This window comes from Xanthomonas sp. JAI131 (genome assembly GCF_013410075.1).
GTDB lineage: Bacteria > Pseudomonadota > Gammaproteobacteria > Xanthomonadales > Xanthomonadaceae > Xanthomonas_A > Xanthomonas_A bonasiae.
In genome coordinates this window covers 197,162-217,182 of sequence record NZ_JACCCN010000003.1, presented here as the reverse complement: position 1 = coordinate 217,182, position 20,021 = coordinate 197,162, and the positions used below count along the sequence as shown (strand labels likewise).

Annotated in this window: 19 protein-coding genes and 1 riboswitch; of the genes, 15 read left to right on the top strand and 4 right to left on the bottom strand. The window is 69.8% G+C overall.

The features are described 5' to 3' along the window. Positions 1 to 3 precede the first annotated feature (3 nt). Genes HDC36_RS14015 through HDC36_RS13985 form a run of 7 tightly spaced genes read left to right on the top strand, consistent with a single transcriptional unit; the run spans position 4 to position 7,319 of the window. Positions 4 to 1,038 carry a twin-arginine translocation pathway signal gene (locus tag HDC36_RS14015; RefSeq protein ID WP_179568461.1) on the top strand — a complete coding sequence of 345 codons (1,035 nt, stop codon included), beginning with the start codon at positions 4 to 6 and terminating at the stop codon, positions 1,036 to 1,038. A gap of 4 nt (positions 1,039 to 1,042) precedes the next feature. Continuing rightward, the gene (locus HDC36_RS14010; RefSeq protein WP_255432749.1) at positions 1,043 to 2,167 is read left to right on the top strand and encodes a cell division protein FtsQ; all 1,125 of its coding nucleotides are present in this window, start codon (positions 1,043 to 1,045) and stop codon (positions 2,165 to 2,167) included. Between the two features lie 10 nt (positions 2,168 to 2,177). Then, a complete protein-coding gene (locus tag HDC36_RS14005; RefSeq protein WP_179568459.1) occupies positions 2,178 to 3,758 on the top strand; it encodes an MBOAT family protein in 1,581 nt (526 codons plus the stop codon). Positions 3,759 to 3,771: 13 nt separating this feature from the next. Continuing rightward, positions 3,772 to 4,002, top strand: coding sequence for a phosphopantetheine-binding protein (locus HDC36_RS14000; protein WP_009576418.1), 231 nt, complete (start codon positions 3,772 to 3,774; stop codon positions 4,000 to 4,002). Positions 4,003 to 4,029: 27 nt separating this feature from the next. Next, entirely contained in the window at positions 4,030 to 5,505 is a 1,476-nt protein-coding gene (locus HDC36_RS13995; protein WP_179568457.1) for an AMP-binding protein, read from the top strand. Continuing rightward, entirely contained in the window at positions 5,502 to 6,182 is a 681-nt protein-coding gene (locus HDC36_RS13990) for an alginate O-acetyltransferase AlgF (RefSeq protein WP_179568455.1), read from the top strand. Before HDC36_RS13995 ends, HDC36_RS13990 begins: the two co-directional genes overlap by 4 nt. A 3-nt stretch (positions 6,183 to 6,185) precedes the next feature. After that, positions 6,186 to 7,319: an acyl-CoA dehydrogenase family protein gene (locus tag HDC36_RS13985; RefSeq protein ID WP_179568453.1), complete on the top strand. Its 1,134-nt coding sequence runs from the start codon at positions 6,186 to 6,188 to the stop codon at positions 7,317 to 7,319. Between the two features lie 15 nt (positions 7,320 to 7,334). Here HDC36_RS13985 and HDC36_RS13980 read toward each other — a convergent pair whose 3' ends face one another. Then, positions 7,335 to 8,351: a DUF4434 domain-containing protein gene (locus HDC36_RS13980; protein ID WP_179568451.1), complete on the bottom strand. Its 1,017-nt coding sequence runs from the start codon at positions 8,349 to 8,351 to the stop codon at positions 7,335 to 7,337. A 385-nt stretch (positions 8,352 to 8,736) separates the two neighbouring features. Between HDC36_RS13980 and def the strand changes: the two genes are divergently transcribed. Beyond that, positions 8,737 to 9,252 (top strand): peptide deformylase, encoded by a 516-nt coding sequence (gene def, locus HDC36_RS13975; protein ID WP_179568449.1) that lies wholly within the window; start codon positions 8,737 to 8,739, stop codon positions 9,250 to 9,252. Positions 9,253 to 9,437: 185 nt separating this feature from the next. Here the strand turns inward: def and ettA are convergent, their stop codons facing one another. Next, complete coding sequence (gene ettA, locus HDC36_RS13970; RefSeq protein WP_179568447.1) at positions 9,438 to 11,099, bottom strand: energy-dependent translational throttle protein EttA; 1,662 nt, start codon at positions 11,097 to 11,099, stop codon at positions 9,438 to 9,440. Positions 11,100 to 11,244: 145 nt separating this feature from the next. Then, complete coding sequence (locus tag HDC36_RS13965; RefSeq protein WP_179568445.1) at positions 11,245 to 12,738, bottom strand: MFS transporter; 1,494 nt, start codon at positions 12,736 to 12,738, stop codon at positions 11,245 to 11,247. Positions 12,739 to 12,872: 134 nt separating this feature from the next. Between HDC36_RS13965 and HDC36_RS13960 the strand changes: the two genes are divergently transcribed. From HDC36_RS13960 to ribD, 6 genes are all read left to right on the top strand, one after another. Next, complete coding sequence (locus tag HDC36_RS13960; protein ID WP_179568443.1) at positions 12,873 to 13,787, top strand: helix-turn-helix transcriptional regulator; 915 nt, start codon at positions 12,873 to 12,875, stop codon at positions 13,785 to 13,787. A 254-nt stretch (positions 13,788 to 14,041) separates the two neighbouring features. Then, positions 14,042 to 14,497 carry an RcnB family protein gene (locus HDC36_RS13955; protein ID WP_179568441.1) on the top strand — a complete coding sequence of 152 codons (456 nt, stop codon included), beginning with the start codon at positions 14,042 to 14,044 and terminating at the stop codon, positions 14,495 to 14,497. Positions 14,498 to 14,620: 123 nt separating this feature from the next. Next, complete coding sequence (glyA, locus tag HDC36_RS13950; protein ID WP_179568439.1) at positions 14,621 to 15,874, top strand: serine hydroxymethyltransferase; 1,254 nt, start codon at positions 14,621 to 14,623, stop codon at positions 15,872 to 15,874. A gap of 106 nt (positions 15,875 to 15,980) precedes the next feature. Further along, positions 15,981 to 16,511 (top strand): transcriptional regulator NrdR, encoded by a 531-nt coding sequence (gene nrdR, locus HDC36_RS13945; protein WP_009576486.1) that lies wholly within the window; start codon positions 15,981 to 15,983, stop codon positions 16,509 to 16,511. A 7-nt stretch (positions 16,512 to 16,518) separates the two neighbouring features. Then, positions 16,519 to 17,010: a GNAT family N-acetyltransferase gene (locus HDC36_RS13940; protein ID WP_179568437.1), complete on the top strand. Its 492-nt coding sequence runs from the start codon at positions 16,519 to 16,521 to the stop codon at positions 17,008 to 17,010. Between the two features lie 26 nt (positions 17,011 to 17,036). Further along, positions 17,037 to 18,152: a bifunctional diaminohydroxyphosphoribosylaminopyrimidine deaminase/5-amino-6-(5-phosphoribosylamino)uracil reductase RibD gene (gene ribD / locus HDC36_RS13935; RefSeq protein ID WP_179569401.1), complete on the top strand. Its 1,116-nt coding sequence runs from the start codon at positions 17,037 to 17,039 to the stop codon at positions 18,150 to 18,152. A 123-nt stretch (positions 18,153 to 18,275) separates the two neighbouring features. On the opposite strand, the gene HDC36_RS13930 is transcribed toward ribD, so the two are convergent. After that, a complete protein-coding gene (locus tag HDC36_RS13930; protein ID WP_179568435.1) occupies positions 18,276 to 18,902 on the bottom strand; it encodes a hypothetical protein in 627 nt (208 codons plus the stop codon). A 219-nt stretch (positions 18,903 to 19,121) separates the two neighbouring features. Then, positions 19,122 to 19,294, top strand: a riboswitch (FMN riboswitch). A 78-nt stretch (positions 19,295 to 19,372) separates the two neighbouring features. On the opposite strand from HDC36_RS13930, the gene HDC36_RS13925 reads away from it, so the two are divergent. After that, complete coding sequence (locus HDC36_RS13925) at positions 19,373 to 19,972, top strand: riboflavin synthase (RefSeq protein ID WP_179568433.1); 600 nt, start codon at positions 19,373 to 19,375, stop codon at positions 19,970 to 19,972. Positions 19,973 to 20,021: the final 49 nt, after the last annotated feature.

Sequence of the window (20,021 nt, the reverse complement as noted above, 5' to 3'; positions counted from 1 at the left end):
GCCATGACCGATCCTGTCGCCCCGATTGTTCCCGTGCCTACCCGCGCGCTGTGGCTTGGCCTGCTGTGCGCCTTCGCCGCCGCGCCGGTGCTGGCGCAGGCGCCAACTGCCCCAGCCAGCGCCAGCGCCAGCGCGGCGCAGGATTCCTCGATCGTGATGGTCGGCAAGGACGGCTGGTTGTTCCCTGCATGGGGCAGCCTGAGCGAGGTCGATGGCGCCGCGATCGGGCGCAACACCGCGTTGATCGCCGAGGCGCGCGCGGCGCTGGCGGCGGCCGGAATCACGCTGGAGGTCGTGGTGCTGCCGGACAAGGCGCTGTTCTACGAGGACAAGCTGCCCGACGGCAAGCGCATGAGCGATGCCGTCCGCGGCCGCTATGCGTTGGTCCGCGCCGATCTGGTGACGGCGCAGGTGCCGGCGGTGGATGCGCTGCAGGTGCTGCGCCAGGTCAAGCAGGGCGGGCAGGACGTGTTCTACCGCAGCGACCAGCATTGGACCCAACCGGCCGCCGACGCGGTGGCGATGGCGGTCGCCGCGCAGATCCGCCAGCAGCTGCCGCACCTGCAGGGCCAGGACGGCACCGGCATGGCCCTGGGCAGCGAGATCAAGGAACGCCGCTTCGGCGATCTGGCCGAACTGTTCCTGACCGATGCGCAGCGCAAGGCGGTCGGCCGCGACACCTTCAGCGTGCGCCGCCAGTCCGAGCAGCAGGCGCTGCTGGACGACGCGCCGGCACCGGTGCACGTCACCGGGCACAGCATGGTGCAGCCGTATTTCGGTTTTCCGCAGAAACTGTCCAACGCGCTCGATCGCCCTGTATCGGTCAACTGGAAGCCCGGCAATGTCGGCCACTGGACGACGCTGCTGGAGTATCTGGAATCGCCCGAGTTCCAGCAGCGCAAGCCGCAGGTGCTGGTGTGGCAGATGTTCGAGCCGACCTATGGGCAGGGCCCGGACGCGCGCGGCCAGTGGGACAACGCCTCGATCATGAGCGTGCAGCAGTGGCAGGCGCGCCTGCACAAGGCGCTGGGAAAGTAAGCCGATGAGTGCACGTCCCGGCGCGCCTGCGCCACTGCCTGTGGCGGCCCCGGCGCGCGCGCATATCGCCACGGCTGCGGTGCTGGTCGCGCTGCTGGTCGCCGGCCTGGCGTGCGGGAGCTGGATGCTGGGTCGCGCCCAACTGCCGGCGGCATCGCTGGCGCCGGCACGCTGGGCCGATGGCGAGGCCGGCCGCGCGATCAATGCGGCATTGAAGCTGCCGCTGCAGGAGCGTGCCGACCTGGTCGGCGCGGCGGTGCGCTATCGGCTGCTCGGCGATCCGGGACCGCAGGTCGCGCTGGGTTGTCCGGACTGGTTGTTCTACCGCGATGGCCTGCGTCCGCCTGCGGGCGCAGGCGCGGCGGTGTTCGCCCAGCGCGTGCGCCTGATGCGGCACTGGTCGCGGCAACTGCAGGCGCAGGGCGTGCACCTGCTGGTGGTGGTGGTGCCGGACAAATCGCGGATCGAGCAGGCGCATACCTGCGGCCTGCGCCATTCGGCGCCGATGCGCGCGCGGTTGGGGCAGTGGCAACAGGCGCTGGCCGCCGCGGGTGTGGCCTCGACCGATCTGCTGCCGGTACTGCAGGCAGGGCAGGCGCCGGTGTTCTTCCGCACCGACGTGCACATGAACCGCATCGGCGCGCAGCGCGCCGCCGACGCGGTGGCCGCCTCCGCGCTGCCGCTGCTTGGCGGGCGCGGCGGGCAGGCGTTCGCGGTCGGCGTGCCCGGCGCGCCGACGCCGCGGATGGGCGACCTGATCGTGCTGGCCGGGCTGGAGCATGCGCCGCCGGCCTGGCGCCCGGCACTGGATCGCGAACCGCAGCAGACCATCGCACCGCTGCGCAGCGGCGGCTTGTTGGATGACACGCCGCCGGTGGAGGTATTGCTGCTGGGCAGCTCCAACGGACGCCGCAGTCTGTTCGCCGAGCGCCTGGGCAATGCCCTGGGCCGCGAAGTGTGGAACCAGAGCCTGGACGGCGGCCAGTTCTCCGGTGCGCTGCTGGCGGCCTGGCCGCAGCGCGCGCACTGGCCGCCGAGCCTGAAGCTGGTGATCTGGGAATTCTCCGAAATGGCCCTGTCCCTGCCGCTGACCGAGGGCGAGCAGGCGGCATTGGCCGGGATCGACTGAGCGCCGACCGATGCTGTTCAATTCCTTCCTGTTCCTGCTGATGTTCCTGCCGATCGCGCTGGGCGTGCACTACCTATTGGGTGCGCTGCAGCCGCGCCTGGCCGCGCTGTGGCTGTGCGTGGCCTCGATCGTGTTCTATGGCTGGTGGAATCCGCAGTTCGTGGTGCTGCTGCTCGGCTCGATCGTGTTCAATTACCTGGTCAGCCTGCTCGTGCTGGCGCTGGCCCAGCGGCCACGGCTGCAACTGCTGGTGGTCGCGCTGGGCGTGGCCGCCGACCTGGCGTTGCTGATGCACTACAAGTACGTCGCGGCGATGGTCACCTTCGCGCACGGCCTGGGTGTCGACATCGGCCCGATGGATGCGTTGATCCTGCCGCTGGGCATTTCCTTCTTCACCTTCACCCAGATCGGCTACCTGCTCGACTGCCGCGCCGGTCTGGTCAACGACCGCAGCCCGCTCAGCTACGTGTTGTTCGTGACCTTCTTCCCGCACCTGATCGCCGGCCCCATCCTCCACCACAAGGAAATGATGCCGCAGTTCAGCAGGCGCGAGACCTACCGTTTCCACGCCGACAATCTGTCGGTCGGCGGCATGCTGTTCGTGATCGGCCTGGCCAAGAAGGTGTTGCTGGCCGACAGCATCGCGCCGTACGCCGACGCCGGTTTCGCCAGCACCGGGGAGCTGCAGTTCTGGGGCGCATGGGCCACCGCGTTGAGCTACGCACTGCAGCTGTATTTCGATTTCTCCGGCTACTCGGACATGGCGCTGGGGCTGGCGCGGATGTTCGGCATCCGCTTCCCGCTCAACTTCAATTCGCCGTACAAGGCGACCAGCGTGATCGACTTCTGGTCACGCTGGCACATGACCCTGACCCGCTACATCACCGCCTACCTGTACTACCCGGTGGCGATGGCGGTGACACGCTGGCGCAGCCGCCACGGGCGCGCCAGCGGCCCGGCCGCGGTGGCCTCGGCGGGCGGCTTCCTGTCGTTGATCGTGCTGCCCACGGTGTGGGCGATGGGCCTGGCCGGCATCTGGCATGGCGCCGGCCTGCAGTTCCTGATCTTCGGCCTGCTGCATGCCGCCTACCTGGCGATCAACCATGCCTGGCGCATCTTCGTCGTCGGCCGCACGCCGGCGGCGCTGCGCACGTTCAATCCGCTGCAGCATGTCGGTTACCTGTTGCTGACCTTCGCCGCGGTGCTGGTGGCGCAGGCGTTCTTCCGCGCCGACGGCGTGGGCGATGCATGGCAGTTGGTGCAGGGCATGGCCGGCCTGCGCGGCGCGGAAAGCCGGCACGGCCTCGGCCATGTCGCCGGCATGGGCCTGGGCGATGCCTGGCGCCTGCTGATCGGCCATCACGTGCAGTTGCTGTACATCGCGCTGCTGCTGGCGATCGTATGGCTGGCGCCGAACGCGCACCAGATCATGGGCGTGTACTCGCCCGCGTTGAGCAAGCCGAACCCGGCGCCGCGCGCGTGGATGCGCTGGCAGCCCAACCTGCCGTGGTTGCTGGCGATGCTCTCGCTGCTCGTGCTGTGCCTGTCGAGCCTGCACAAGGCATCGCGTTTCCTCTATTTCCAGTTCTGACAAGGTGAACCCCATGGACATGCAGACCCTCCAGACCCAGCTGAGCGACATCGTCGAGAGCGTGATCGGCACCCGCGTGCAGCCCGACGAATACATGGAATCGCTGTTCGATTCGATGTCCAAGGTGCAGCTGATGGTCGAGGTCAAGGACCGTCTCGGCGTGACCCTGCCGATCGACGAGATCGACACGCTGGTCGAATCGGTGCAGGTGCTGGCCGAGTACGTGGCCGCCCACCGGCGTTGAGCGCGGACCGCGCGAGGAGCCGCATGCATGCGCTTTGATTTCGAGCGATGCCGTTTCGTCGAGCGCGAACACGCCGCGCAGGCGCCCGCGCTGCGCGATGCCGATGGCGTGCTGGACTGGGCCGGGGTGTACCAGGCCACGCAGGAGTGGGTCGCCCGCGCGCAGCGCGCTGGCGTGCAGCCGGGCCATGCGCTGGTGATCTGGGGCCACAAGCAGTCCGCCTTCGTGGTGGCCATGCTCGGCTGCCTGCAACTGGGCGTGACCTACGTGCCGGTGGACACCATCAATCCGCCGGCGCGGCTGCAGCGCATCGTCGCGCTGGTGCATGCCGCCGCGGTCTACGACGCCGCCACCGATGCGTTCGGCCCTGGTGCCGACGACGCGCGCGGGCTGGCGGTGCCGGATCTGGCCTACATCATGTTCACCTCCGGCAGCACCGGCGATCCCAAGGGCGTGCAGATCGGCCGCGACAGCGTGGCCCTGTTCGCCGGCTGGATCCGCGACTGCCTGGCGCTGGGGCCGGCGCCGGCGTTCCTCAACCAGATGCTGTTCAACTTCGATTTCTCGCTGTTCGATCTGTGCGGCGCGCTCGGCCTGGGCGGGTGCTGCGTGCTGTGCCCGCGCGAGGTGATCGCCGACAGCGACCGTTTCGTCGACCATCTGCGCCAGTCCGACGTGGCGGTGTGGGCGTCCACGCCCTCGTTCGTGCGCCAGCAGCTGCTCAATCCGCGCTTCAGCGCCGAGCGCCTGCCCGCGCTGCAGGTGTTCGTGTTCGGCGCCGAGTCGCTGACCCCGCGTGTGGCCGAAGAGGTATGGGCGCGCTTTCCGCAGGCGCGCATCGTCAACTCCTATGGCCCGACCGAAGCGACCTGTTCCACCACCTGGGTGGAGATCGATGCCGCACTGCGCGCGGCCGCACCCAACCCGTTCCCGATCGGCGTGGCCAAGCCGTATGCCGAGGTGTTCCTCGACGCCGGCGAGATCTGCATGGCCGGCGACCACGTGATGCGCGGCTATCTGGACCGCCCCGACCTCGACCAGGGCGTGCTGTTCGAGCACAACGGCAAGCGTGCCTACCGCAGCGGCGACCTGGGCGAGGTCGATGCGCAGGGCCGGCTCTACTTCCGCGGCCGCAGGGACGACCAGATCAAGCTCAACGGCTATCGCATCGAACTGGCCGAAGTGGATGCGGCGCTGTCGACCCTGGACGGCGTGGTCGCCGGTGCTGCCGTGGTGCTGCGCCGGCCCGATGGCAGCCTGGTGCGGATGATCGGCTTCGTCGAACTGTCGGTGCCGGGCCTCGGCGCGGTACAGCCGCTGCCGGATGCGCTGCGTGACTGGAAGCAGCAACTCGGCCGCCGCGTGCCGGCCTACATGATTCCCTCCGAACTGATCGCCGTGGACGCGTTGCCCACCGGCAACAGCGACAAGGTCGATCGCAAACAATTGGAGCAGCGCTATGCCATGGCGCGCACGCTCCGCAGCCAGGAAACGCCACGATGAAATTGATGTTCGCATTGCTTGCCGCCACCGCGCTCGCGCCACTGGCCGCCACCGCCCAACAGGGCGCCGCGGAAGGCCGCCTCGCGCAGCTGTACGCCGCGCGCCCGCCGGCCGGTTCGGCGTTCGTGCGCGTGCTCAACCCGGGCGATGCCGCGCTCGAGGTCGGCATCGGCAATGGCGCTGCACAGCGCATCGGTCCGGCCACCCGCGCCACCCGCTACGCCATCGTCGAAGGCGGCAAGCCGTTCGCGCTGCGCGTGGCCGGCAAGGCGCGCGAGCAGGCGCAGGTCGCCGCGGGCAGCTTCACCACGCTGGTGCTGGACCCGGCCACGCCGTCGCGGCCGCTGGCGGTGCTGGCCGATGGCGGCGGCAGCAGCGACGCGCTCAAGGCCGAGATCCGCTTCTACAACCTGGCCGGCGGCTGCGGCCAGGCGCGGCTGGCGATCGCCGACGGCGGCGCGGTGGTGTTCCCGGCCGTCGCCGCGGGCGCCAGCAGCGCGCGTGCGATCAACCCGGTCAAGGCCCGCCTGGTGGCCACGTGCGGCAGCAAGGACAGCGCGCCGCTGGCGCTGCCGTCGCTGCAGCCCGGCGACCACTACAGCCTGTTCCTGAGCGGCAGCGGCAATGCGCCGGTGCTGCAGGGCCAGCTCAGCGGCACCGATCCGGTCGGCCGCTGAGCCATGCGCGAGCGCCCCGTGTTCCGCGAAGACCACACCCTGTTCCGTGCGCAGGTGCGGCGTTTCATCGACAGCCAGATCGCCCCGCACTACGCGCAGTGGGAGCGCGACGGCATCACCCCGCGCGCGCTGTGGCGTGCGGCCGGCGCGGCCGGCCTGCTCAACTGCCAGCTGCCCGAACCCTACGGCCTGGGCGGCGACGCCGGGCATGCCGCCTGCGTGATCGAGGAACTGGCGCGGGCGAATTTCCTCGGCATCGGCTTCTCGATCCATTCGGACATGGTCGCGCCGTACCTGATGCAGTACGGCAGCGACGCGGTGCGCGCGGCATGGTTGCCGAAGATGGCGCGCGGCGAGGCGATCGGCGCGATCGCGATGACCGAGCCCGGCGCCGGCAGCGACCTCAAGGCGATCCGCACCCGCGCCGTCCGCCACGGCGAGCACTACCTGCTCAACGGCCAGAAGACCTGGATCACCAACGGCAGCAACGCCGACCTGGCGGTGGTGGTGGCGACCGTGGCGCCGGAACTGGGCGCGCGCGGCTTGAGCCTGTTCTGCGTCGACACCGCACTGCCCGGCGTCGTCCGCGGCGCGCCGATGGCCAAGATCGGCCAGCACGCGCAGGACACCAGCGAGCTGTTCTTCCAGGACGTGGCGGTGCCGGTCTCGCACCTGCTCGGCGCGGAACAGCGCGGCTTCGATTACCTCGGCGAACAACTGGCCGCCGAACGCCTGGCGATCGCGCTGCGCGCCGCGGCCTCGGCCGAAGGCATGCTCGACCAGACCCTGGCCTACGTGCGCCAGCGCAAGGCGTTCGGCCGCCACCTGATCGACCACCAGAACACCCGTTTCGTGCTCGCCGACGCGGCGTCGCGGCTGGCGATGCTGCGCAGTTTCCTCGACCAGTGCCTGGGCGAGCACATGCAGGGCCGGCTGCAGGCGACCACCGCGGCGATGGCCAAGCTCAACGCCACCGAGATCCAGGGCCAGGTGCTGGACGCGCTGCTGCAGCTGCACGGCGGGTACGGCTACAGCAGCGAGTACGGCATCGGCCGCGCCTGGGCCGATGCGCGCGCGCTGCGCATCTTCGGCGGCACCAGCGAGATCCTGCGCGACATCATCGGCCGCGCCCTGTAGGCGCGCGCCGGGCGGCTATTGGCGCCCGGCGCGCCACTGCCGGCGCAGCGCCTGCGCGCGCGGCGAGTCCTGCGACAGCCACGGGTCCAGCGCGAACGCGAAGATGCCGGCGGCGCCGCTGCGCTGCGCCCACGCCAGCTGCTTCTGGATGCGTGCGGCATCGGCGGTCTGCGCCTGGAAGTGGCTGCCGTCGGCCGCCGAGCTGGGCAGTTCCTCGAACAGTTCGACCACCACGTCGAAGGCGACCTGGCGCGCGCGCAGCGACGCCAGCAGCGGATCCACGCCGTCCAGGTTGTCCAGCCCGGCGACGCCGACGCCGTCCTGCACCATCGGCCGCAGCGGCACCTGGTCGAGGATGCGGTTCCACAGCTGCGGCAGCGAACCGCTGGTCTGCAGCCGGCTGAAATACGTGGAGATCGCGGTGACCTTTTCGGTGCCGGCGCTGGCCGCTGCGCACAGCGCGGCCAGCCAGCTGCACAGGCGCTGCTGCCGCGCGTCCTGCGCCCAGTGGAACTGTTCCAGTTCGTACGGCAGGTACCAGCCGTCGAAGTTGGCCTGCCTGCGCCACGGCGCGGCCTGCAGATAGGCGCGCGCGTTGTCCAGGGTCAGCGCCAGGAACGCATCCAGCGTGGCCAGGTCCGGCGCCTGCAGCGCCTTCCACCAACCGCTGTGATACGGCAGGCCGACCCGCACCTGCAGGCCGGCGGCGGCCGCCGTGGAGAAGATCAGCTGCAGCGTGCTGTCCGGCAGGGTCCAGTCCGCATCGCCGCCGCTGCCGTACAGCCCGGCCCACTGCACCACGATCTGCCGGCAGCCCAGGCGCTGGGCGAGCGCCATATGCTGTTGCCAGTCCTGCGCGCCCAGGTCGAGGTGGCTGCGCCACGGCTGGATGAAGCTGCCGTCGAAACGCGGCGGATTCGAACAGCCCGGCAGCAGGCCCAGTCCGATCGCCGCCGGGGCCAGCACGGCCAGCCGCAGCAGGTCGCGCCGGCTCGGCGAGAAGAAAGAGGATCCAGGGCGATCGTTGTGCATTGCCTGCGCGCGGCGGAGTCCAGGTCGTTGTTCTACAGCATCGCCACGAAAAATCGCGTCGCGCCGCATACGCGATGCGGCGACGGTCGCCGCAAACGCGCCGCTGCAGGTGGATTTCGCAGTGGCGCGCGGTGCCGGCCTCGCGTCCCGCTCGATGAGGCGCCAAGCACGCCGGCTGGGAAAGGCCGCCACACGGCGGCCGACACCACCGGCCACCGCTGCTGCACAGGACTTGCGAAGGGTCGGCCGGGTGCAGTGTGGGAGGGGCCTCGGCCCCGGCCCCATCCGCAGCCGCGAACACCCACGGTCACGCTGACCGGACCAGGCTGCAAGCGCGCGCCAGTCGGCGGATAATCGGCGCAGCACTCGGGCACAGGAGCAGGGCATGATCCGCGACATCATCCGCATGGGCGACCAGCGCCTGCTGCGCATCGCGCAGCCGGTCGATACGTTCGGCAGCGCGCAGTTGCACGCCTTGGTCGCCGACATGTTCGAGACCATGGACGCCGCACGCGGCGTCGGCCTGGCCGCGCCGCAGATCGCAGTGGACCTGCAGTTGATGGTGTTCTGCTTCGACAGCAATGCACGCTATCCCGATGCGCCGGCGGTGCCGCGCACCGCACTGGCCAACGTGCAGATCGAGCCGCTGTCCGACGAACTGGAGGATGGCTGGGAAGGCTGCCTGTCCATTCCCGGGCTGCGCGCGGTGATCCCGCGCTACCGGCAGATCCGCTACCGCGGCCTGGACCCGGACGGCAACGCGGTGGTGTGCGAGGCCGAAGGCTTCCATGCGCGGGTGGTGCAGCACGAGCACGACCACCTGATCGGCCGGCTGTACCCGTCGCGGATCCGCGACTTCGGCAAGTTCGGCTTCGAGGACGTGCTGTCCTACGAGCTGTAGCGCTTTGGTCGGCGCGTCCCCCTGTAGGAGCGGCTTCAGCCGCGACCGGGCGTTACCGGTAATGCCCGGTCGCGGCTGAAGCCGCTCCTACAGGTCCAGGCGGCCGAGAGGACCCGAGCGCCGGAATGCACACGGCCCGCTGTGCGCGGGCCGTGGCAAGGTGCATCTGCGCGTTCCGCGCTCGCTTACTTGAGCGCCTTGAAACGCAGCCGCTTCGGACCGGCGTCGTCGCCCATGCGGCGGCGCTTGTCGATCTCGTACTCGCGGTAGTTGCCCTGGAAGAACTCCACGTGCGAGTCGCCTTCGAACGCCAGGATGTGGGTCGCGATGCGATCCAGGAACCAGCGGTCGTGCGAGATCACGAAGGTGTTGCCGGGGAACTCCAGCAGCGCGTCTTCCAGCGCGCGCAGCGTCTCGATGTCCAGGTCGTTGGACGGTTCGTCGAGCAGCAGCACGTTGCCGCCCTGCAGCAGGGTCTTGGCCATGTGCAGGCGGCCGCGTTCGCCGCCGGACAGGCTGCCGACCAGCTTCTGCTGGTCCTGGCCCTTGAAGTTGAAGCGGCCCAGGTAGGCGCGCGACTGGATCTCCACGCCGTTGATGTTGAGGATGTCCAGGCCGCCGGAGACTTCCTGGAACACGTTGTGGTTGCCTTCCAGCTTGTCGCGGCTCTGGTCCACGTAGGCCAGCTTCACCGTCGGCCCGAGCACGATCTCGCCCGAGTCCGGCTTCTCCTTGCCGATGATCATCTTGAACAGCGTCGACTTGCCGGCGCCGTTGGGGCCGATGATGCCGACGATGGCGCCGGACGGCACCAGGAAGCTGAGGTCGTCGATCAGCAGGCGGTCGCCGAACTTCTTGGTGACGTGCTTGAACTCAAGCACCGCGTTGCCCAGGCGCTCGCCCGGCGGAATGAAGATCTCGTTGGTCTCGTTGCGGCGCTGGTAATCGACCGACTGCAGTTCTTCCAGGCGCGCCAGACGCGCCTTGCCCTTGGTGCGGCCGCCCTTGGCGTTCTGCCGCGACCACTCCAGTTCCTTCTGGATCGCCTTCTGCCGCGACTTCTCCTGGTTGTCTTCCTGCTTCAGGCGCTCTTCCTTCTGCATCAGCCAGTCGGTGTAGTTGCCCTTCCACGGGATGCCGCGGCCGCGGTCCAGTTCCAGGATCCACTCGGCGGCGTTGTCGAGGAAGTAGCGGTCATGGGTCACCGCCACCACGGTGCCGGTGTAGCGCGCCAGGAACTGTTCCAGCCATTCCACCGACTCGGCGTCCAGATGGTTGGTCGGTTCGTCGAGCAGCAGCATGTCCGGCTTCTGCAGCAGCAGCCGGCACAGCGCCACGCGGCGCTTCTCACCGCCCGACAGCGGGCCGATCACCGCGTCCCACGGCGGCAGGCGCAGCGCGTCGGCGGCCACTTCCAGCTGCTGTTCCAGCAGGTGCGCATCGCCGGCGGCCAGGATCGCTTCCAGCCGTTGCTGCTCGGCGGCGAGCTTGTCGAAGTCGGCGCCTTCCTCGGCATAGGCCTCGTAGATCTTGTCCAGCGCGGCCTGCGCCTGCAGCACTTCGCCGACGCCTTCCTCGACCGCTTCGCGCACGGTCTTGGCCGGGTCCAGCTCCGGCTCCTGCGCCAGGTAGCCGACCTTGATGCCCGGCTGCGGGCGCGCTTCGCCGCTGAAATCGGTGTCCACGCCGGCCATGATCTTCAGCACCGTCGACTTGCCGGCGCCGTTGAGGCCGAGCAGGCCGATCTTGGCGCCCGGGAAGAACGACAGCGAGATGTCCTTGATGATCTGGCGCTTCGGCGGCACCGTCTTGCTGACGCCGTTCATGGTGTAGATGTATTGCGACATGGGGTCTCCGGAAGGCGCAGGACGCCCGCCGGCCGGGGCCGGAAGGCGCGAAATGGATGTCCGCGATTATAGCGGCACCGGCGCAGGCACGTCGGCGGCCGGCGCGCATGCGCCGCGTACCGATGCGGTACCGGCGCGGTCGGGTTCAGGCGGCCGCGGCCTGCACCTGGCGGCGCTGGCGCTGCCGGTAGACCAGCGTGCACGCCACCAGCAGCAGCATCGCCAGCCACTCGCTGCCCAGTGCCGCCTGCATCGCCGCCAGGCTGCCGCCGCCGCGCGTGTGCGCGTAGACCGCGCCCAGCGCCGCCGGGCCCAGGCCCATCGCCGCCTGCAGGACGGTGGAGAGCATGGCGCTGCCCGCACCCGCATGTTCGGTCGGTACCTGCGACAGGCCGATGCGGTAGAAGCAGGCCACGATCCACGCCTGTCCGGCGCCGATCAGCGCGGTCGCCGGCGCCAGCGCGCGCCAGCCGGGATGCGGCCACACCGCGTGCAAGGTCCACGCCAGCGCGAGCAGGCCCAGCATCTGCACCATGCAGCCCAGCAGCAGCGTCGGCAGCAGCCCGAACCGGGCCACCCCGCGCGCGCTGACCAGCGCCGAGCAGAAGTACGCCGCGCCGAGCACGATGAAGGCATTGCCCGACTGCAGCGGCGACAGCCCGGCGCCGGACTGCAAGGTCAGCGCGAGCACGAACATGAAGCCGCTCCAGCAGGCGAAGAACACCCCGCCCAGCAGCAGCGCGAAGCGCACGCTGGGCAGGCGCAGCAGCGCCGGCGGCAGCAGCGGCACGCGGCCACGGCGCTGCTGCCAGGCTTCGGTGCGGGCCAGCGCCGCCAGCAACGGCACGCTCGCGGCCAGCACCGCCAGGCACGGCGCCGACCAATGCAGCGTGGGGCCGAGCGCCAGCGGCAGCAGCAGGCAGGCCAGGAACAGCCCCAGCAACCCGGCGCCGGCCAGGTCGGGCGGCATCCGCCGCGCCGCGCGCGTCTCCGGCACCGCGCGCAGGCCCGCCAGCGCCAGCACGCAGAACGGCAGGTTGATCAGGAAGATGGCGCGCCAGCCGGAACCGGCGATGTCGGCCGTGACCAGGGTGCCGCCCAGCACCTGGCCGATGACGAAGGCGATTCCGCCCAGCGAGCCGTACAGCGCCAGCGCCCGCGCATGCGCCGCGCCGCGCAGGCTGACGTGGATGGTGGCGAGGATCTGCGGCACCGCCAGCGCCGCGCCCAGGCCCTGCAGCACGCGGCCGGCGAGCAGGGCGGGCACCGACCCGGCCAGTCCGCACAGCAGCGAGGCCACCGCGAACAGCAGCACGCCGGCGGCGAACACCCGGCGCCGGCCCAGGTTGTCGCCCAGCCGCCCGCCCGCGGCCAGGCCCACCGCGAACGCCACGCCGTACACCGCCACGATCAGTTCCAGCGCCGTCGCCGAGGCGTGCAGCGTGTGGGCGATGGAACCCAGGGCGACGTTGATGATGGAAAAGTCGATCAGCGGCAGCATCTGCCCGAGCAGCAGGATCGCCAGGCCCCAGGCGCCCAGCGTCGGCGGCGAGGCGCTGGGGCAGGCGCATGCAGGCGGCTGCCGGTCGAGGCGATCGAGGGAATGGGGCGTGGTGGCGGGAGCGGAGGAGGTGGTCATGGCGGGCAGTATCCGGACCGATTAAACTGGTACAAGTAGTTATTTATCCTGGTATTGGCGCTTCCTGCCTGAGGCTGGGATCGCTGCGGTGGAACAGGGAGAACAGCAAGATGTTGAGTGATCGGGTGAATCCCATGACCGACGCGGCGGGCGGTGGCGCCGCTGCCGCGCACGGTGCTGCGCTGGCGGCCGAACGCGCGCGCGCGCTCGGCGCCTTCCTGCGGGCGCGCCGCGAGAGCCTGGATCCGGCGCGGCTGGGCCTTCCGCGTGCCGGCAGGCGCCGCACGCCGGGCCTGCGCCGCGAGGAGGTGGCCGCGCTCGCCGACGTCGGCGTCACCTGGTACACCTGGCTCGAACAGGGACGGCCGGTGCGCGCCTCCGCACGCGTGCTGACCGCCATCGCCGGCGCCTTGCAGTGCTCGGAGGTGGAAACCGGTCACGTGCTGGCGCTGGCCGGATTGGGCGATGCGGCGCTCCGGCTGCAGCCGCTGTGCGAGCAGTTGACCGACACCGGGCGCATGCTGCTCGACCAGCTCGGCCCCTGGCCGGCGATGCTGCAGAGTCCGCGCTTCGACATCCTCGGCGCCAATCCGGCCTTCGAGCGACTGATGGGGGTGACCCTGGCGGATCTGCCGGACGCCGACCGCAACTGCGTCTACCAGGCGTTCACCAACCCGCACTGGCGCGCGCGCCTGGTCGATCGGGACAACGTCCTGCAGCACATGGTGGCGCTGTTGCGCGCCGCCATGGGCGAGCACCTGGGCGAGCCGGCCTGGGAGCGCCTGCTGGCGCGCTACCGCGCCGCCTCGCCCGAGTTCGACGCCTTGTGGCAGCAGCGGTGCGAGGTGCGCGGAGTGGAAAACCAGCTCAAGCGCTTCCACCACCCGCAGGCGGGCGAACTGCACCTGCAGCAGGTCAACTGGTGGTCGGCGCCGCGCAACGGCAATCGGCTGGTGGTGTACCTGCCTGCCGACGAGGCGGCGCGGGTCGCGCTGCTGCAACTGCATGCGCAGTCGGCCGAGGTCGCCGCGCCGGCCCATCGCCATTGAGCGCAGGCGCGCAGTCCGGGACCAGGGGCCTTGGACGGCGCAGGTGGCGGCTGCGTGCCGGGTTGCGGCGGACAGGCCCGCGCCGGTGGCGCCGATCACGTCGAAACGCCGCTGTGGACAGGAAAAAGAGGGCCGAAACGTAATGCGCGCTTACCCGTTTCGGGAAAGCTGAATACGTAACCGGTTCCAGCAGGAAGCGGTTCAGACGACAAGCGCATTAATGCAGTCGTGACACCAAAAGTGACGGAGCAGCCATGAACATCAAACGCATTGCCACCCTTGCCCTTTCGTCCCTGCTGGCGCTGGGTTTCATGGCGCCCGCCGCATTCGCCCGCGACGGCTGGGACGACCGCGATCCGCGCGGCTGGCACGACCGCGATCACGACCGGCGCGACTACGACCGGCGCGACCGCGACCGCGATCGCTACTGGCGCGAACGCGAACGCCACGACGACCGCCGCTACTACAGCCAGGGCTATCGCGACGGGTATCGCAGCCGTCCGGACGTCGTCTACTACCGTCCGGGTCCGCCGCCGTGGGCGCGCGGCCAGCGCTACTACGGTCCCAACTACGTGGTCTACGACTACGACCGCTACCAGGTGCGGCGCCCGCCGTACGGCTACCGCTGGGTGCGCGACGACCGCGGCAACCTGCTGATGGTCGCCATCGCCAGCGGCATCATCGCCGACCTGGTGCTCAACGGCCGCTGATCCTGGCCGCACGGCACGCCACGACGGCCTCCTTCGGGAGGCCGTCGTCGTTTTGGTTCGCCGCCGGCCCTGCGCGGGGCTTAAACTAGCGGTCTGCCTTTTGTCCATGCCCCTGGAGACCCGATGTTCCCGCGTGCCGCCCGCATCGAAACCTACGATCCCGAACTGGCCCAGGCCATCGCCGCCGAAGCCGGCCGCCAGGAAGACCATGTCGAGCTGATCGCCAGCGAGAACTACTGCAGCCCGCTGGTGATGGAAGCCCAGGGCAGCCAACTGACCAACAAGTACGCCGAGGGCTACCCGGGCAAGCGCTACTACGGCGGCTGCGAATTCGTCGACATCGCCGAGCAGCTGGCGATCGACCGGGTCAAGCAATTGTTCGGCGCCGACTACGCGAACGTGCAGCCGCATTCGGGTTCGCAGGCCAACCAGGCGGTGTACCTGGCGCTGCTGCAGCCCGGCGACACCATCCTGGGCATGTCGCTGGCCCACGGCGGCCACCTGACCCACGGCGCCAAGGTCAACGTCTCCGGCAAGCTGTTCAACGCGGTGCAGTACGGCGTGAACGAGCAGGGCCTGATCGACTACGACGAAGTCGAGCGGCTGGCGCTGGAGCACACGCCGAAGATGGTCGTGGCCGGCTTCTCCGCGTATTCGCAGAAGATCGACTGGGCGCGCTTCCGTGCCATCGCCGACAAGGTCGGCGCGGTGCTGTTCGTGGACATGGCGCACGTCGCCGGCCTGGTCGCCGCCGGCGTGTATCCGAGCCCGCTGGAGCATGCGCACGTGGTCACCTCGACCACCCACAAGACCCTGCGCGGCCCGCGCGGCGGCATCATCCTGGCCAAGGGCGCGAGCGAGGACCTGGTCAAGAAGCTGCAGTCGATCGTGTTCCCGGGCATCCAGGGCGGTCCGCTGATGCACGTGATCGCGGCCAAGGCGGTGGCGTTCAAGGAAGCGCTGGAGCCGGAGTTCAAGGACTATCAGCAGCAGGTGGTGAAGAACGCGCAGGCGATGGCCAACACCCTGATCGCGCGCGGCTACAAGATCGTCTCCGGTGGCACCGAGAACCACCTGATGCTGGTCGACATGATCGGCAAGGACGTGTCCGGCAAGGATGCGGAAGCGGCGCTGGGCAAGGCCCACATCACCGTCAACAAGAACTCGGTGCCCAACGACCCGCGCTCGCCGTTCGTGACCTCGGGCCTGCGCCTGGGCACCCCGGCCATCACCACCCGCGGCTACCTGGAGCAGGACAGCATCGACCTGGCCAACTGGATCGCCGACGTGCTCGACGCCCCGGCCGACGCCGCGGTCATCGCCCGCGTGCGCGACGCGGTGACCGCGCAGTGCAGGAAGTATCCGGTGTATGGCTGAGCGGCGGGGATTCGGGATTGGGGATTCGGGATTGGCCAACGGCCGTTCCCGTGGACCCGCGCGTTCCCGAATCCCCAATCTCCAATCCCCAATCCCGGCACTCTGAATGCACTGCCCCTTCTGCCAGCACACCGACACCCGCGTGATCGATTCGCGGGTGTCCGAGGACGGCGCGACGATCCGTCGCCGCCGCGAGTGCGAGGCGTGCGGCGAACGGTTCAGCACGCTGGAGACGATCGAGCTGAAACTGCCGACGGTGATCAAGAGCGACGGTGGCCGCGAGGCCTTCGATGCGCGCAAGCTGCGCACCAGCTTCGATCGCGCGCTGCAGAAACGGCCGGTGGCCGAGGAGCAGATCGAGGCGGCGGTGCGTGCGGTGGTGCACCAGCTGCGCATGTCCGGCGAGCGCGAATTGCCGTCGATCCGCGTCGGCGAGTACGTGATGGCCGAGCTGCGCAAGCTCGACCACGTCGGCTACGTGCGTTTCGCCTCGGTCTACCGCAGCTTCCAGGACGTGGCCGATTTCCGCGAGGAGATCGAGAAGCTCGAGCGCGAGCTGCCGGTGGGCAGCGAGCAGTTGCCGCTGCTGGAGCTGGTCCGCGCCGACAAGCCGGGCGACAAGTCCGGCAAGCGCTGAGGGCGGCATGCGCATCGTCTGCCTGGCCGAGGCGCCGCAGCACATTCCGGCGCTGGCCCGCGAACACCTGCAGGCCTTCGGCGACATGCTGCCGGAGTGGAACGTGGTCGAGGCCGAGGCCGACCTGCGTAGCCATCGCTGCGACAGCCGCATCCCGACCAGCTGGATCGCGCTCGAGGGCGACGACTGGCTCGGTTCGGTCAGCCTGCTGCAGAACGACGACGCGCGCATCCGCCAGTTCTCGCCGTGGCTGGCGACGCTGTACGTGCGCCCGCAGGCACGCAGCGGCGGCGTCGGCGCGCGGCTGGTCGCGCATTGCGTGCAGGCCGCGGCGCGGCTGCAGGTGGGGTATCTGTATCTGTATTGCGAACCGCGGCTGGTGCCGTACTACGAAGGCCTGGGCTGGCAGCCGCATGTGCAGCTGCCGCTGGGCCCGCTGCAGGTGACGGTGATGCGCATCGACGCCGGCGCGTTGGCGGCACCGGCGCAGACCGCATGAGCGCGGACGTCGTGAGCGCGAACGTCATGAGCGCGAACGTCATGAGCGATTTCTCCGCCGACGATCATCGGCACATGGCGCAGGCGCTGCGCCTGGCCGAGCGCGGCGCCTACACCACGCGTCCCAACCCGATGGTCGGCTGCGTGATCGTGCGCGACGGCGCCGTGGTGGGCGAGGGCTTCCACCAGCGCGCCGGCGGCCCGCATGCCGAGGTGTTCGCGCTGCGCGCCGCCGGCGCGGGCGCGCGCGGCGCCACCGCCTACGTGACCCTGGAACCGTGCGCGCACTACGGGCGCACCCCGCCGTGCGCGCTGGCGCTGATCGAAGCCGGGGTGACGCGGGTGGTGGCGGCGATGGCCGATCCGTTTCCGCAGGTCAACGGCGGCGGTTTCGCGCTGCTGCGCGAGGCCGGCGTCGAGGTTCGCTTCGGGCTGATGGAAGCGCAGGCGCGCGCGCTGAATCGCGGCTTCCTGTCGCGGGTGGAACGCGCCCGGCCGTGGCTGCGGGTCAAGCTCGGCGCCAGCCTGGACGGGCGCACCGCGCTGGCCAGCGGCGAATCGAAATGGATCACCGGCGCGGCCGCGCGCCAGGACGTGCAGCATTGGCGCGCGCGCGCCGGGGCCATTCTCACCGGCGCCGGCACCGTGCTGGCCGACGACCCGTCGCTGAGCGTGCGCCTGGACGATGGCGCCGAGGTCGTGCCGCCGCTGCGCGTGGTGCTGGATGCGCAGCTGCGCACGCTGCAGCAGGCCAAGGTACGCGACTCCGCGGCGCCGACCCTGTACCTGCATGCGCCGGGCGTGGCGCCGCCATCGCTGCCCGGGGTCGAGTTCGCCGCGGTCGCGCTGCAGGCCGGCCGCTTCGATCTGGGCGCGGTGCTGCAGTTGCTCGCCGCGCGCGGCATCAACGAGGTGCAGGTCGAGGCCGGCGCGACCCTGAGCGGTGCGCTGCTGCGCGCCGGCCTGGTCGACGAGCTGCTGCTGTACCTGGCACCGCTGCTGCTCGGCGACGCCGCGCGCCCGCTGCTGGCCGGGCTGGGCATCGACACGATGGCGCAGCGCGTGCCGCTGCAGCTGCTGGAGACGCGCCAGGTCGGCGACGACCTGCGCCTGCTGCTGCGGCCGGCGGCGACGGACGCCTGAAAGCAGCGTGTGGTCGCGGCGGCTCCGCGTTTCGAGCGACCGACGTTGCGTCGCAGATGGCCGGTCGCGCGCCAAAAAGAAAGGTCCCGTGCGGGACCTTTCCAGGTGATGCTTGCGCAGCGATCAGAAGCTTGCGCGGACGCCCAGCCAGCCCTGGTTGCTGTGCTCGACGAACTGGAATTCGGCGACCAGGCCCCAGGTGCGAGTGAAGTTGACCTGGCCGCCAAGCACGCCGAGGAACTTGCCCTCGTCCAGCGCATTGCTGTCGAAATAACCGCCCTTGATCCAGGCTTCGGTGCGTGCCGACGGCTTGCCGCGAACGCCAGCGGTGACCTGGCCGATGTTGGCGTGGCCCTTTACCGTCTGTCGGTCGCCGAGGAAGTTCGACTTGATTTCCGCTTCGCTGCGCTGGAACGCAGCATCGGTCACGAAGTCCAGCTTCTCGGTGAGTTCCATGTGGTAACCGATGCCGATCTCGGCATCGCTGCTGATGTACTTTTCGTTCAAGTCGTTGCTGCCATCGCCGAAAATCGAGTAGCGCTGGGTGTCGGTGACGCGGGTGTAGCCGCCGAAAACGAAAACCTGCGGGGCGATGGCGAACGAACCGCGGACGTAGGCGCCATCGAGATCGTCCGACTTCGGATCCAGGCGCGAGTAGCCAGCTTCGACATAGGTATAGCTCAGGCCTTCGGCGTGAGCGGCGAACGGGGCGGCCGCCAGCATGGCAGCAAGAATCAGGGTGTTGCGCATTGAGTGCTTCTCTCCGAATTGATGTCCGTGTCTTTGCCTCGTTGCGAGGCAAAAAAAGCGACGTCTCCCGTCGCGGCGCGCACCTTAACCGATTTTTCACAAGACAGGCCATCAGGGATTTCCCGACGCGATGCAGCGTCCTATCGGCATTGCAGGGATGGACGCTCGTCGCGCCGAACACCCCTGCTAGAATGCGCGAGCCGGTTCGCCGGCAACCACAAACGTCTTCAGGGCGGGGTGCGATTCCCCACCGGCGGTAGGTGCGTTCGCGCACGAGCCCGCGAGCGCTTGGGTCGTCGGACCGGCACGCAGGTGCGGTTCGTGGGCGCAAGGTCAGCAGATCCGGTCCGATGCCGGAGCCGACGGTATAGTCCGGATGAAAGAAGACGGCCTTCGCGCAGCCTTGCGGCTGTGCGCGTGCCTGTTTGCCTTGTGGCGTTTTTCGCTCACCATGCTTGCGAGAAACGTTTATGTTCACCGGAATCATCGAAGGCGTCGGCCGCCTGGCCGCGCGCCAGCCGCAGGGCGGCGATATCCGCTTCACCTTTTCCACCGGCAGCCTGCCGTTCGCCGACGTGCAGCTCGGCGAGAGCATTGCGGTCAACGGCGTGTGCCTGACCGTCGTCGCCTTCGACGCGGCGTCGTTCCAGGCCGATGCGTCCACCGAAACCCTGTCCTTGACCACGCTCGGCGCGCTCGCCGAAGGCGCGGCGCTGAACCTGGAGCGGGCGATGCGTCCGACCGACCGGCTCGGCGGGCATCTGGTCAGCGGCCATGTCGATGGCCTCGGCAGCGTGCTGTCGATCCACGAGGATGCGCGCGCGCAACGCTGGCGCTTCGCCGCGCCGCCGGCGCTGCTGCGCTATATCGCCAAGAAGGGCTCGATCTGCGTGGACGGGGTCAGCCTGACCGTCAACGAAGTGGACGATGCCGGCTTCGAGGTGGCGCTGATCCCGCACACGGTGGCGCACACCGCGTTCGCGCACACCGCGGTGGGATCGGCGGTGAACCTGGAAATCGACCTGGTCGCGCGCTACGTCGAACGCCTGCTGCACGGCCGCCAGGACTGACCTGCGCCTACCCGTCGTCTGCCGTGCCGTCGCCGCTGCCCGCGGCGGC

Excerpts from the sequence above, each read along its gene's own strand:
- def (WP_179568449.1), top strand. The coding sequence starts at position 8,737 with ATGATCCGCGACATCATCCGCATGGGCGACCAGCGCCTGCTGCGCATC.
- HDC36_RS14010 (WP_255432749.1), top strand. The coding sequence starts at position 1,043 with ATGAGTGCACGTCCCGGCGCGCCTGCGCCACTGCCTGTGGCGGCCCCG.
- HDC36_RS13955 (WP_179568441.1), top strand. The coding sequence starts at position 14,042 with ATGAACATCAAACGCATTGCCACCCTTGCCCTTTCGTCCCTGCTGGCG.
- ettA (WP_179568447.1), bottom strand. The coding sequence starts at position 11,099 with ATGTCGCAATACATCTACACCATGAACGGCGTCAGCAAGACGGTGCCG.
- glyA (WP_179568439.1), top strand. The coding sequence starts at position 14,621 with ATGTTCCCGCGTGCCGCCCGCATCGAAACCTACGATCCCGAACTGGCC.
- HDC36_RS14015 (WP_179568461.1), top strand. The coding sequence starts at position 4 with ATGACCGATCCTGTCGCCCCGATTGTTCCCGTGCCTACCCGCGCGCTG.
- ribD (WP_179569401.1), top strand. The coding sequence starts at position 17,037 with ATGAGCGCGAACGTCATGAGCGATTTCTCCGCCGACGATCATCGGCAC.
- HDC36_RS13940 (WP_179568437.1), top strand. The coding sequence starts at position 16,519 with ATGCGCATCGTCTGCCTGGCCGAGGCGCCGCAGCACATTCCGGCGCTG.
- HDC36_RS13930 (WP_179568435.1), bottom strand. The coding sequence starts at position 18,902 with ATGCGCAACACCCTGATTCTTGCTGCCATGCTGGCGGCCGCCCCGTTC.
- HDC36_RS13965 (WP_179568445.1), bottom strand. The coding sequence starts at position 12,738 with ATGACCACCTCCTCCGCTCCCGCCACCACGCCCCATTCCCTCGATCGC.
- HDC36_RS13925 (WP_179568433.1), top strand. The coding sequence starts at position 19,373 with ATGTTCACCGGAATCATCGAAGGCGTCGGCCGCCTGGCCGCGCGCCAG.
- HDC36_RS14000 (WP_009576418.1), top strand. The coding sequence starts at position 3,772 with ATGGACATGCAGACCCTCCAGACCCAGCTGAGCGACATCGTCGAGAGC.
- HDC36_RS13980 (WP_179568451.1), bottom strand. The coding sequence starts at position 8,351 with ATGCACAACGATCGCCCTGGATCCTCTTTCTTCTCGCCGAGCCGGCGC.
- HDC36_RS13995 (WP_179568457.1), top strand. The coding sequence starts at position 4,030 with ATGCGCTTTGATTTCGAGCGATGCCGTTTCGTCGAGCGCGAACACGCC.
- HDC36_RS13990 (WP_179568455.1), top strand. The coding sequence starts at position 5,502 with ATGAAATTGATGTTCGCATTGCTTGCCGCCACCGCGCTCGCGCCACTG.
- nrdR (WP_009576486.1), top strand. The coding sequence starts at position 15,981 with ATGCACTGCCCCTTCTGCCAGCACACCGACACCCGCGTGATCGATTCG.
- HDC36_RS14005 (WP_179568459.1), top strand. The coding sequence starts at position 2,178 with ATGCTGTTCAATTCCTTCCTGTTCCTGCTGATGTTCCTGCCGATCGCG.
- HDC36_RS13985 (WP_179568453.1), top strand. The coding sequence starts at position 6,186 with ATGCGCGAGCGCCCCGTGTTCCGCGAAGACCACACCCTGTTCCGTGCG.
- HDC36_RS13960 (WP_179568443.1), top strand. The coding sequence starts at position 12,873 with ATGACCGACGCGGCGGGCGGTGGCGCCGCTGCCGCGCACGGTGCTGCG.